This is a genomic window from Emticicia sp. 21SJ11W-3, assembly GCF_024138715.1.
Classification (GTDB): domain Bacteria; phylum Bacteroidota; class Bacteroidia; order Cytophagales; family Spirosomataceae; genus Emticicia; species Emticicia fluvialis.
In genome coordinates this window covers 3,489,057-3,502,159 of the sequence record NZ_CP092074.1, presented here as the reverse complement: position 1 = coordinate 3,502,159, position 13,103 = coordinate 3,489,057, and the positions used below count along the sequence as shown (strand labels likewise).

Below are 13,103 nucleotides of genomic sequence, written 5' to 3'. Positions count from 1 at the left end.
TTTTATTTTTGAGTTGTTCTTCCAGGTACAGGTTCTTTTGTCATTTCACCGGTGTTAGGATCGGCTGAACCTTGGTGTTTACCCTTATTATTATAAACTTCAACATCCCCATGTTGATAATCCCATTCTAATATTTTTCCGTCTGGTAATACCCATCTGGCTCTGCCGCTTTTTGGCTTATCTCTTCTGGCATCAGGGAAACCAGGTAATGTTTTGGGTGGAACATGATAATTGACTGGAGAATTGTCAGGGTTGTAACTTTGATAAATTTCATAACCAATATATGTTATCCCCTCAACAATAGCTGTTCCTGCTAGAACGACAGGAATCGCTGGATCATCTAGTACACCTATACCTGTAACATCATCGGCAGCCAAAGCTCCTGCTATCATCATACCGCCAGCTAGTATAGAACTTGCCGGATTATTTTGACGACTAAGAGTAACAATAGCACTTCCTTCTCCATTAAAATCTATACCTGTTGGACTATCGTAAGTAAATAAACTTTTACTATCCCTAAAAATATCATATTCTTTGCTATTAGGACAAATAGGGCAAGTCCCGATATAAGCATAATGACCATTTATTTCAAGAGGGGTTATATCTTCTCCATCTTTACCACAACCCTTACAAGACATTCCTGTTGGGTCTGTATTCTTAACAGGATTATTCCCTACATAGTTATATGGAGATAAAGAATAGTAATTATCCGCCAACGGGTCAACCCTATCAAACCTCCCGATATTCGCATTATAAGTTCTAGCACCAAAGCTAATTCTTCGCAAATTAAACGTACTTTCCTTTTCTTTATTTTGATATTCAAATTGGTTCGAGGCAGGTTCAGTTTAATCATCATTTCATTAACTGATTAATAAAAAGGCCATCCAATGAATAACTTATTGGATGGCCTTATACTAAATACTCGTACCTAAATTTGTCAACTTATTTCAGGGTGAGACCGTAGAGTTAAAATACTTAAATCTTCACACTTGTTCAGTATTAAAAAAGGCTAATATGCTATACTATAACCTTTGTTGATGAAAACTGTCTCATTCAGTCCACTACCTGTAATGAGTAATCCTTTGTATTTTTCATCAATACTATTTTTAGATTTTATCCGAACATTCCTTGAAAATTCCAAATCTGCTTCACCAACAGGACTAAAATCATGGGAATCACATTTTAATTCAGAAATTACTTTTTTCCCTTTTAAAGTACGTCTTATAATACAATCATCTATTGGTGTTTTATAATATGATTCCAAAGCAAACACTTTTTTAAATTCTAGATCTTTATCAAATTTAAAGTAATTACTAATGACCGCATTATAAAAAGTGCCATTATGAACTCTCTCTTTTATAATTATTTCATTTCTATTGTCATTATCAAAGTCTTGAAACTCAACAAGTGGCTCAGACAAAAGACGCGTTGAAAACCCTTGTTCATTATTCTCCATCCATTTACCATTAATAGATGGCGATATGGTTGATACCCTGTCGTTTTTTGCATCGTATGCTATGAGGTAAAACCTAACGATGCTAAATGAATAGGTCTTAAAAATATAAATGAAGACGCTTGAAGAGTAGGTAACTTTAAAAACAAGGTTATTCTCTGAATAATCACTACCCTTAATTAAGGACTTCATCTTACTTCTAACAGCAGGTGGAATTTCTTCTTTTAAACTAACCGTATCACTATAGGTAACAAAATCATTTTGACTGCGAATGATAGCTTTTGAAGGAATGCCTAAATAATTTGAAGCATTATTTTTATTTTGGGAATATACCCAGCAATAATTAAATATTATTGCTAACAATAAAGCTATGGTAAAAATGTGTCTATTTATTTTCATTTCTTTTTTGGATTAGCACTATAAAAAATAATATAAATTTCACCTTTTGCAGCATCCCCTCCCCCTCTATTGTAAAAAGGGCCATAAGATTTCACAATTGTTTGATCCCAATATTTGTCAGAGATACTTGGCGTTTTAACATCAGCTTTTGATGCTAAATAAAAAAAGCCTCGCCCCTTTACTAAATCTTTTATCTGTTTAGGTACTTCCGGGAAATTGTCCTTTAAATGATATGGAGCTAACAACTTATCTTTACCTACTGCGTCAATATCATTGGTATGAGCATCTTTATTGACATTATTGTAAATATAATCTATACTTGCTCTTGCTTCCATTAATTGTTGAACTTTATTCATATCCCACTTTGTAGGGTCGTTTAATTCTTTTTCTGTTGGATTTAGTGTTTTGGTAGGGTATATGCCACTCGTTTCTCCCCAAGATACTTTACTGACATTTCCTTTATTGGTCGGAGTAACAGGGTTTATTGAATTTTTTGGAGTTGGTTGACTACCTTGTAAAGGTTCAAAACCTCCACTAACGCTAATACTCCCCGTACTATTCCTAACGCTCATATTACTATAGCCATCAGAATAAGTAAAATCTTGTGAAGCCATCCCATCAGGGTCAACAAACCGTAAAGGATTATTAAACGAATAAGTATAAGGGCTGTACCTTCTCATCTTCTCCGCCAACGGATCCACCCCATCAAACCTCCCTATACTCGCATTATAAGTCCTTGCACCAAAGCTAATTCTTCGCAAGTTAAACGTGGTTTGCTTTTCTTTATTTTGGTATTCAAATTTGTACGATTAAGGGGGCCCTTTAATCATCATTTCATTAATAAAAAGGCCATCCAATGAATAAGCTATTGGATGGCCTTGAACTAAATATATCCTTAAATTTGTTAAATTATTTCAGAATGAGACTCATCTCAACGCTTTGCAGTTGGCTTAGTTAAATCTAACTACCCTATTACTTTAATTATCAGGTTTTGTCGCAATAATTGACTAATCAAAAAAGCAGCTACAGTAACAAGGTAAATCCAGCGCTGTTGCTCGTAGATAATTGCACAATAAATAAATGGGCTACTAATAATAAACCATTCGATAACTAATTTTAGCATTAAATGTTTCTGATTTAAAACAATTAAAAGTAAATCCAGCGCAACCAGTACAACTATAAAACCTATCCAAAGTATTATTCCATATAAAGCAATTAAAATTATACTAGCTAAAATGGCTTGAAGAAAGTTTCTTGATACGCCGTCATCATTAGTAAGGCCATAAATAACAGAATACAAAAATACTGCTACAAACACGCATACTATGTTTATCCAATTTGTTAGTATGATTTTCATGAACTTTTTATTTTATAGAAAAAGATATGCCTGAAACTTCAGGTATATATTGTTGAAGGTTAATTTTTTACTGCAGGGGTAGATTGCATCATTTTATTCCAATCTGAAATACTATATGTAGTTGCATTTTTCCCGCTTCCTACAACTACGCCCGTAAATACTCCCTTTTTATCCATTGTAACGGTAAAATTAGCACTCATCATCGGTCTGTTATTGTCTCCTGGTAAACTTGTATAAGGATTGCCAACAGCGGGGCTAACACCTATCATAAGTTGGTTTCCCTTGGTGTCTCCTATCATTGTCTCGGCAGATGGGAAAGCATCTCCTGTTTGAGTTACATTTACACCCAAAGTCCCTGCTTGTTTGTTTTCCGACAAAGTAAAATTAGTAGTAACATCTATGTCTGAAGAACCTGGGATTAACGGATTATGTCCAGACATTTTTGAAGTCCACGAAGTTGTAGTACTTCCATCTTTGTTATTTGAATAAACAAAATTTGATATGCTTCCTTTATCATCCGTTGCCGTGGCCGTCCCTAATATTGGGTGTGAAGAAGGGCTTGATGAAGTTTGTAAACCACTATAAGTATGATTATCTGTATTCATTGTAAAAGATTGAGCAAGTCGTGATGTTACATTTTGAGAAGTAGAAAAACTTCTATTATCTCCCGCAAACCTACCACCAAATTCTTTAAATGGTGCAAAAGCTCGAATATTTATTGGATATGGGTACCTCCCATCAGGGTCAATAAACCTCAATGGACTATTAAACGAATAATTATAAGGACTGTACCTTCTAATCTTATCCGCCAACACATCCACCCCATCAAATCTCCCTATACTCGGATTATAAGTCCTGGCACCAATGCTAATTCTTCGCAAGTTAAACGTACTTTCCTTTTCTTTATTTTGATATTCAAATTTATTTTGGAAAGTATTCACTAATCCAGCATCTTTTAACACAACTCCCCACGGGTCAAATGCTGTTTCTGATGTCTTGGTTAGTGCTGTACCGTTTGCTTTGTAGGCTACACGGGTGTTGCCCAGGTGGTCTGTTATAAAATACTCATAAGACCAGGCTCCACTTTGGTAATTCGCCCTGCCTTCAGGGGTTGCCAGTTGATAGAAAGCACCGTTCTTGAAAACCATCCCGTCCAGATACTCCCAGTATTCTCCGGTAGAATAACTGGTTTTGTAGAGCCGCCCGGCACCGTCATAGAAGTTCTTTATCCATCGGCCACCCGTCAGCTGAATTTCAATGGGCTGATTGGCATAAGTGCTGTAAATAATATCGGTGATGTCTTCGTTCTTATCAGCCTTCAAAGCGCCGTTGGCATAATAGGTGTAGTCGTCTGTTCCTGAGTTGCGGTTCACAAAATCAACCTCATAATTACCTGTTACGGCGTCTTCCACCTTTGTTAAACGGTTACCAGCGTAAGTATAAGTCAGGTTGTCCATCAGCCCATAGGTGGTGCTGCTTAGCTTACCATTCCGCTGCATGCTGGTGATGTTTCCGTTTCTGTCGTAATTAATGGCCGCCAACCCATAGCTTTCAGAGCCTAAGCCACTATAAGTGGCCGATTTGAGGCGCGAGATGTTGTCATAGCTGAAGGTATAAGTGCGCAGCCCCGACGGAGCATTGTTGTTACTGGCCTGCCAGTATTGCTTGCCGATGTTGCCATCATAATATCCGGCCGTTGTCCTCTTAAATGAACTAAACAATAAGAAAAGGCCACCCAATGAATAATCTATTGGATGGCCTTAAATTAAATGCTCTTACTAAAATCAGTCAATTTTTCAGGATAAAACAATTAACTTTATTGGAATAAAGCATAATTTCTTCGCCAATATTCTCGAATAAAATCGAATTTATTCTGTTTTTCTAAAACTGTTATTGGATTTGAATCAATTCGCACTTTATTTGAATTATTGAGTTTATAGATGTTTATTTTCTCATCCTTATTTCCACATGCATTCACTTCTATAGAACCAATATTAGTTTCTTCAAAATTTTCGATTTTACTAATATGGCTTACCCAATTCATATCTCCACAGCCAGTTGAATTGTAAGAATAAAAAAGATTCGAGTCTCTGATTAATTCAATATCCAGATAAGAATTCGTAATCTCTTTATAGCCATTAGATTGATTATCAAAAAAGTAGTTAATACATTGGTTTGGGCTATTACTATTCACAAACACACGAATATCACTATAACCATCTTGATTGATGTCTAAAAATCTAATGCTATTATAGTAATCGTTAAATTTTACAATAGTATCACCATCAGCCCTTAATAAACATCTAAACTCATTGTCTTCTGAAAATTTAATTAATGGTTCTTGATTAACTATTAAAGTATCGAGAGTTAATATAGCATCCTCAGGTTTTATGAGTTTCTCATTTTGTATAGAGTCTTTTGTACTCCTGTCTTCTTTATTTGAAGTTTCGCAGCCACCAGTAAAGAAACCGTGTACAGTAAACAAAAGACTAACTGCAATAGACATAAATCTTTTCTTTTTCATACTTGCTCATTTGAATTTTGAAGTACTTTGTTTTCTTTCTCCTCTACCGCCTCTTAAACTTGTATATAATGTTTTACCAATTATTGAAGTAGCTGATATTTGATATCCAGAGTCTTTATAAGTAAATCCTTCAACATTTACCCCTCCATTATTTGCTTTCTTGTATTGTTTTAATAAGTCTTTTGAATCTGAACTCCAAGTATAATTTCGATGATTGTTTTTATTACCAGTCGAAATCAAATCTATTCCATCCCAAGAGTTAGCTCCATTGGAGTAATCAAAAGTTCCAGATAATCCACTATTATATCCTATTGCATTAATGGCAGCCCTTAAAGCAAATTTAGAGTTTCTTTTGCTAGGTGTTAATTCCATAAATTCATTATAATTTGACTGAGTTGCCCCCTGAGCAAAAGTATTATCGAATAATGACACATCTTCTAAAGTTTTTAATTGAGACGAACCTCCGTTTGAAAGGAAATTCATAGTTACATTGCCAATTGCCATTGATTCATTTAGATTACCGCTTGATTCAGCGTGAATCACGGCAGCGAAAGCAAGAAAAGTAGTATGAGAAATCCCAAGATCATGCCGTTTACTATTAAGTATTGTGTTAGTAGTAACACCGTTCTCTGTTCTTGTTGATTTAACTCCACCATCTTCTACAACATAAACTTTGTCATCATTTATGCCATCATTCCCTAAATAGCCGCCATTTTCCGTGTAATAATCACCTTCATTACCATCAGGGTCAACAAAAAGAATAGGATTATTGAATACATGACTATATGAACTAAAAGATAATGAATTATGGGCTAATGCATCCACCCCATCAAACCGCCCTATACTGGCATTATAAGTCCTTGCGCCAAAGCTAATTCTTCGCAAATTAAACGTACTTTCCTTTTCTTTATTTTGATATTCAAATTTATTTTGAAAACCATTCACTAAACCTACATCTTTTAACACAATCCCCCAAGGGTCAAAAGAAGTTTCAGAGGTCTTAGTCAATGCGCTGCCGTTTGCTTTATAGGCTACACGGGTGTTACCCAAGTGATCAGTTATAAAATACTCATAAGACCAGGCTCCGCTTTCATAATTCGCTCTGCCTTCAGGTGTGGTAAGCTGATAAAAAGCGCCGTTCTTGAAAACCATCCCGTCCAGATACTCCCAGTATTCACCGGTAGAATAACTCGTTTTGTACAATCGCCCGGCACCATCATAGAAGTTCTTTATCCATCGGCCACCCGTCAGCTGAATTTCAATTGGCTGATTAACAAAAGTGTTGTAAATAATATCGGTTATATCTTCATTCTTATCAGCCTTCAAAGCGCCGTTGGCATAATAGGTGTAGTCGTCTGTTCCTGAGTTGCGGTTCACAAAATCAACCTCATAATTACCTGTTACGGCGTCTTCAACCTTTGTTAAACGGTTACCAGCGTAAGTATAAGTCAGGTTGTCCATCAGCCCATAGGTGGTGCTGCTTATCTTACCATTCCGCTGCATGCTGGTGATGTTTCCGTTTCTGTCGTAATTAATGGCCGCCAACCCATAGCTTTCAGAGCCTAAGCCACTATAAGTGGCCGATTTGAGGCGCGAGATGTTGTCATAGCTGAAGGTATAAGTGCGCAGCCCCGACGGAGCATTGTTGTTACTGGCCTGCCAGTATTGCTTGCCAATGTTGCCATCATAATACCCGGCTGTTTCATAATCCAGCTTATAGCTGAACAAATCACCCTGGCTGGCATTGGGGACAGGGTTACCCGAACCATCCAGATTAATGCCCCGTAGTTGCCCCCGCAGGTGGTAGGTATAATCGGTAGTCTGCAAACCGCTGATAGCAGTGCCATTGGCAGTATAAGACCCTGTGGCTCTTACTTTAGCCTGTTTCAAACGTCCGGCCTCATCATACTCCGACCTTCTGATTTCGGATGCTGCCGTGTTGATACCATGCGATACTTTCGTTTGTCGGCCGGTGTTGTCATATTCATAAGTAGTAAGCGATTCCGTATTGGCCATACCATCTGCCTGATACAGCACTTTTTCGTTGATAACCTCACCTGCAAAATTATAGCCCAGGTTGGTAACTACAGCCTTGGCCCAGGGGGTGGCTCCGCCCTTATCATGTACACGGTAGGTTTGTATTTTCCGTCCTTTGTAGTCGTAATAATAAACGTTATGATAAACCTTGTTGAGGTCATCCTGACTGCGGGCAAAGTAACCCGTCTGTAATCCTTTGCTATTACTGTAATAATCGCCCGAATTAAAGGCGCTGCTGGCATTGAATGCCCATTCGCCTGCTATCCAGCCATAGTTGTCATATAAATTGTAGATTTTTTCGTCAGTAGAGACATAACTAATCGGAAAACTGACGTTTGAGTATCCTATAAAGTCGCTCACCCAGGTTTCATAAGTGGCACTTGCCCCATCAAACGCGGTTTGTAAGGTGGCCCTGCTTGAAGCATTGGTTAATTCACCCATCACAATCACGCGGCCAAGTGCGTCATATTTTGTAAACGACCATTTGTTTAATGCCGCCTGGCTGGCGTCCTGAGCCAGAACCGGCATGTCGTTTTTGTCATAGACAATAGACGACCAGCCCGCGCCGGGTACGTGTTTTTCAATCACCCTTCCGGCAGCGTCATAGTTATAGGCAAACACCCATTTGGTAAAGGCATCAGAGTTTTTGGCAATGCTTGCCACCAGGTTTTTGCCTTCCGGTTGCAGCACCGCCCGCAACCGCTGCCACTCGTCATACACATAATAAGTAATATAAGTAGCGCCACCCACAGGCTTTTCTATTTGTATCAGGTTGCCTGCTTTATCTTTAATTTCAACAGTAGTATTGCCCTGTTCATCAACCACCCGGGTTTTAAAAAGGCTATTACTCGGGAACGTGCCGTTAAGAGTAATATTCCCGGTGGCATCGGCATTGTACAGATGCACCGCACTACCGGCTAACTCATCAAAAGTCTGGGTTCTTTTGGTACTGGTACGCCAGGCCTGGCCGGGGCCATATTGTTCTCTCAGGCGGTTCATCGGCGAGTTGTCAAAAGCAGTCGCCTCGCTGTAAGCGTAATTATCTCCGTAAAAAGTGGTGGCAAGCCCAAAAGGGTTGCTCTGATACTCTCCGGTTTGTACGGTAGCGGGCGCATTCAACGCCGTTTTCACGGCACGGCCAAATCCGTCGTAGGCTTTCCCTTCAAATACTATGTCTTTCCCTAACGGCGACTGTTTATAACCCACCGTTTGTAAAGGACGGCCGAGGCCGTCCATATACTGTATTGAAATAACTGCCTTAGATGCGTCGCCGGCATCAGCAGTGCTTGCGCCACTGATACGGAAAGCGCTGTGCGCCACCGCATTTTTATGATTGGTAATGGTTTGCCCCCAGCCGCATAGCGGAAGCAAAAGCCATAAGAAAATGGTTTTTTTCATTGGTATCTGTGGATTTAAAGTGCTACCCCGTTAATGGTAATGTTGGTAAAAGTTGTATTGTTGGCATTACCCCATAAGGCAAAACCGAGATAGAAATTAGTGCCGAAGTCGAGCGTAGTGGCGGCCGTACCTGTCAGGCTGAACGAGTCGTTCCATGCATTGTTGGCTTCAGGATTACTGTTGGTGCTATAATAGCCCTTAATGGTACTTCCGGTCTTTACCACCTTTATCCAGGTCTGGTTCACGGCAGATGGGGCATAGCTGTAAAGACCACCCGTTGCACCGTCAGAATCACGTTTGAGTTCGCCAACATTTGCATTGCCATCCTGAATCAGGGTGTAAAATTTGGCATTGGCATTAAGGTTACTCCTTATCATGATTCCAGATCTGTCGCCATCATCACCAGGAATAGAATTGATTTTAGCAATGATGGTTACATTTCCGGTAAAAGCTTTGTATATCCAGTGGAAGGTATCAGAAGTACTGCCAACAATGCCATTGCCAAGCATAGTCAGGTTTCCTGAACTATTTTGCGTACAACCGGCTGATGCAGGCGTTCCCACATCCATTGCGCTCCAGGTAGCTGGCAAGCCCGGTACCGTAATGGTATTAGAAGCGGCGCTTTCGCAGGTTGCCACTTTACATTTAGCAGTGTAAGAAGTGGTGGTAGTAGTACCAACAGATATAGAAGTACCCGTGGCTCCGTTCGACCATTGTACCGTTCCTGTTGAACAACCTGAAGCTGTTAACGTGACAGAACAAAGCGTGGTGGCTGTTGTTGAAATAGTGGGTGCCGACGGTGCGGTACAAGCCTCAGAGGCCGTAGCATAAAAATAGCGGTAGTGGTCGGTCAGGTAGTCTCTGTGGTCTTTTATAGAGCTTAACCTGTTGGTGCCGTCATACTCAAAGTTGGTTTTTAAACCGTTGGGCGCCGTAATCTGGCTAAAACCTGCACCCGACTTCATAACGCCTGATGTTACCAGAGCAGCAGGCAGATTGCTTCTCAGGTTAGTGCCAAGGGCTTCAACATTGGCTGCACTGTAAGTATCGGCTGCGGTTTCAAGGCTGCCAATTACAGCCTCAACGTTGGCCACGCTGGCATTCTGAACCGACACAACGGGGTAGGAGTGCTTATATGCCCAAACATAAGTAGTTGGCGGCTGGCTGAGCCTTTGTATTTCTATCGGGTTACCCTTGCTGCTATATTTTCTGGTTTCCAGTAATTTAAACTGAGGCAGAATGTATTGCGCTTTGTTATGCGTGTGCGTAGCAAGAGAAGCGTTTTCGTAACGGTAAATTTCAATCGGATTCCCCTTGGTATCACTTTTAATCATTACACCGTCAATTACATAGTTGTCTACCTTACGGATAACTTTCAAAGGCAAGCCAATGATATTCTTGCTTTTCAGCTGGTCAATGTTGGTGCCTGCAATGTTGTTGTAGTCATTCGCGTAGTAAGTAATCGTTGAGTCTACCTTATTCTTGCTGTTGGTTGTTCTGGTGGCTCTCTGAAGCATCTCCGACGTGTATGCGTAACTGACAGTATTGCTTAAAGCCACACCTCCGGAGTATTCTGCAGTAGTAGTTGACTCCAACTTGTATTGATCGGTGAATACCGGAGTTCTTACATGTGTGAAATAGTTATAAACCTCTGATGAAGAAAGAGCTTGCTGGTCACAAGCCATTATTCTACCTGCTTTAAATCCATATCTTGTTATTGGATAAATGGGAGTAGTATTATAAGTATTAGTCGACTCTTGAGCGAGTGTATATGTTAACCCGGTTCTCTCATAAGTCTGTTCTTTTTTCAGATTTCCGCTTCGCCAGTTTAAATTAACAGTAGCAGCGTGGGGCGGTACTTCAATCGGATCTCCGGCATAAAAATTGCTAATATATTCATAAACTTTTTTCCCGTTCTCACCTGTGCCTCCATACGTCTCGGTTACTTTTCGGTACTCTACCTGATACCCATCCCAATTGTATAAAATATTGTCAGAAACGATATATTTCTTTCCACAGGACGTGCATGGTCCCGTGGAGTTAGATAATTTTCCCACCTCAATTTCTGAAATATAATAAGGCTCTGCCCAAAGTTTAGCCTGTTCATAAGTAATAATTCTTTCGTTCGATTTTAAAGTACCTGTATAATCTACAATACGCGAGACCCGGTTGCCACCTATCTGAAATCTGCTGCTATCATCTACAACTGCTTCAGGTGTTTGCGTTTGTAAAAAGAAGGGAATAGCCGAAGTTTTGAAGTTAACCATGTTTGGTTCATAGTATATTTCTGTGTATCCTTTTGTAGGATAGTTTATCCTTTTGAGCAAACCTATCTTGGAATAAGTATTATCAGCCCGTCTGTTGGCTAATGTTTCTGTGGTCAAAGGAGTAGTGGTAATCTGAGAATAATCTACATCCGGAACTTTACTGTTAGGGTTGTATTTCCCGTTGTAATAACCCCAATGGTCTACAGAATTGTTAGGCTCACGAAAGCCACTCGGTGTCTTTAGAGAGGGGATGGGAATATCTCCGCCTACTTTTTCAAAGTATTCAAAAGAGGTAGTCTGCACTGCAGCAAACGGCGTTTTGTTTTCAATGAAAGACACCGAATTCAGTTGAAGACGGTCATTTATTCCTATATAGCCATAATTGAACCCAATCCGGTTAGTTTCCAGGCTCGCTTCATCATACACCAAAATTGCTGAAAGACCCTTGGCTTTGGTTCCTACAATGTCTATCAGGTCATTTCGGCTAAAGAATTGAAAATCTACCGTCTTACCTTTCCATGTAATATTATCCAGCAGGTACTGCCCGATATTTGTATCAGTATAGGTTACGCTCTTATCATATGAGCCTTTGTTTCTACAGTCAGGGTCTGCAACAGCTCCTGTGGAGAAAGAAACACTCGGAGCATAAGTCTGATAGGTAATGTCTTCGATATAATTGAAATTTACCTCAACTCCATTAGGAGATGTAATTTTCGTAAGATACCATGTAGCACTATTCATATTTGTGGGAGTACCATTTGGATTTAAAGCGGTTCCCTCATAAAATGTTCCGAAATTGGCTTTACGCAATGTGAAAGCAAACAGGTAGCCTTTTTCGTCAGTAATAGTGAATGAATTGGATGCGTATGCAATTTTAACAGGCATTTTGTTCATTAGAATGATACTGTCGGCATGGAAGTAAAACTTACCGCTTCTGCCCAGAAAATTGAACGAGAACAAATCATATTGAGAGTCTTTAACACTATTCATTACATCGTTCAAATATTCATATCTGGTTGGTTCAACGACTGTACCGTTCAGATAATTCAGCATTTCACTACGAATGTCCGGCTGTTGTAATCCGTTAGTGCCAAAATCAGGAATACCATTAACATTCTGAACAATGGTTCCGCCAACATCCAGGTTCCAGCCATTGCCCACCCATGTGGGTACATCCTGAGGTTTAAGCCCCGTGTTGTTATACGCTAACTGAATAGGAATAGTTAAATTTTCGTCTACCTGAATCTGATAAATAGGAAGGTTGTAATTGAGTTGCCCGGTGCTGAAATTGATCGGCACATTGCCAAATTCCTGCGTTTTGGCAGCATTGGGAGGTAATAGCCTTAGCCTGCTTGATAGCCCCTCAAAAGGTGCTACAAGTGATGAGCCTTGCTGAGCCGCTGCACTAAGCGAGAGGCAAATAAACAAAGCAAAAAAGATTGTTTTTCTCATTGAATTTCCTGCGTGTTTGATTTAGTGTTAAAAAGAATATGAACAAATAAGGCATGGCAATGCCTGCCCGATGATTATCGGGGATTATCGAATAGGATTCTTCGAAACCGGAGAGCGTTAACGGTTATGGAACATAAAAAAGACCAGACGTCAGAAGATTCTATAACCTTCTGAACCGGAACAGGAGATAAGTTTTGTTTTTCTGATTGTCATTTG

8 protein-coding genes are annotated in these 13,103 nt (G+C 39.6%); all 8 read right to left on the bottom strand.

What is annotated here, in order from left to right:
• Positions 1-2 precede the first annotated feature (2 nt).
• The 8 genes from MB380_RS14830 to MB380_RS14795 all read right to left on the bottom strand — a co-directional run bounded on the left by MB380_RS14830 (position 3) and on the right by MB380_RS14795 (position 12,887).
• Complete coding sequence (locus MB380_RS14830; RefSeq protein WP_253526046.1) at positions 3-785, bottom strand: colicin E3/pyocin S6 family cytotoxin; 783 nt, start codon at positions 783-785, stop codon at positions 3-5.
• Between the two features lie 224 nt (positions 786-1,009).
• Complete coding sequence (locus MB380_RS14825) at positions 1,010-1,852, bottom strand: hypothetical protein (RefSeq protein WP_253526029.1); 843 nt, start codon at positions 1,850-1,852, stop codon at positions 1,010-1,012.
• Positions 1,849-2,613 carry an RHS repeat domain-containing protein gene (locus MB380_RS14820; RefSeq protein WP_253526026.1) on the bottom strand — a complete coding sequence of 255 codons (765 nt, stop codon included), beginning with the start codon at positions 2,611-2,613 and terminating at the stop codon, positions 1,849-1,851. The genes MB380_RS14825 and MB380_RS14820 overlap by 4 nt, the downstream gene beginning before the upstream one ends.
• 203 nt (positions 2,614-2,816) lie before the next feature.
• Positions 2,817-3,209 (bottom strand): hypothetical protein, encoded by a 393-nt coding sequence (locus MB380_RS14815; RefSeq protein ID WP_253525941.1) that lies wholly within the window; start codon positions 3,207-3,209, stop codon positions 2,817-2,819.
• A 59-nt stretch (positions 3,210-3,268) separates the two neighbouring features.
• Entirely contained in the window at positions 3,269-4,948 is a 1,680-nt protein-coding gene (locus tag MB380_RS14810) for an RHS repeat domain-containing protein (protein ID WP_253525938.1), read from the bottom strand.
• A 77-nt stretch (positions 4,949-5,025) separates the two neighbouring features.
• Positions 5,026-5,733 (bottom strand): hypothetical protein, encoded by a 708-nt coding sequence (locus MB380_RS14805; RefSeq protein WP_253525935.1) that lies wholly within the window; start codon positions 5,731-5,733, stop codon positions 5,026-5,028.
• Positions 5,734-5,739: 6 nt separating this feature from the next.
• Positions 5,740-9,168 (bottom strand): DUF6443 domain-containing protein, encoded by a 3,429-nt coding sequence (locus tag MB380_RS14800; protein ID WP_253525916.1) that lies wholly within the window; start codon positions 9,166-9,168, stop codon positions 5,740-5,742.
• Between the two features lie 14 nt (positions 9,169-9,182).
• Entirely contained in the window at positions 9,183-12,887 is a 3,705-nt protein-coding gene (locus MB380_RS14795) for a hypothetical protein (protein WP_253525913.1), read from the bottom strand.
• Positions 12,888-13,103 lie beyond the last annotated feature (216 nt).

What these genes read in the sequence shown, in the direction of transcription:
- MB380_RS14795 (WP_253525913.1), bottom strand. Translation starts at nt 12,887, where the DNA reads ATGAGAAAAACAATCTTTTTTGCTTTGTTTATTTGCCTCTCGCTTAGT.
- MB380_RS14805 (WP_253525935.1), bottom strand. Translation starts at nt 5,733, where the DNA reads ATGAAAAAGAAAAGATTTATGTCTATTGCAGTTAGTCTTTTGTTTACT.
- MB380_RS14815 (WP_253525941.1), bottom strand. Translation starts at nt 3,209, where the DNA reads ATGAAAATCATACTAACAAATTGGATAAACATAGTATGCGTGTTTGTA.
- MB380_RS14825 (WP_253526029.1), bottom strand. Translation starts at nt 1,852, where the DNA reads ATGAAAATAAATAGACACATTTTTACCATAGCTTTATTGTTAGCAATA.
- MB380_RS14800 (WP_253525916.1), bottom strand. Translation starts at nt 9,168, where the DNA reads ATGAAAAAAACCATTTTCTTATGGCTTTTGCTTCCGCTATGCGGCTGG.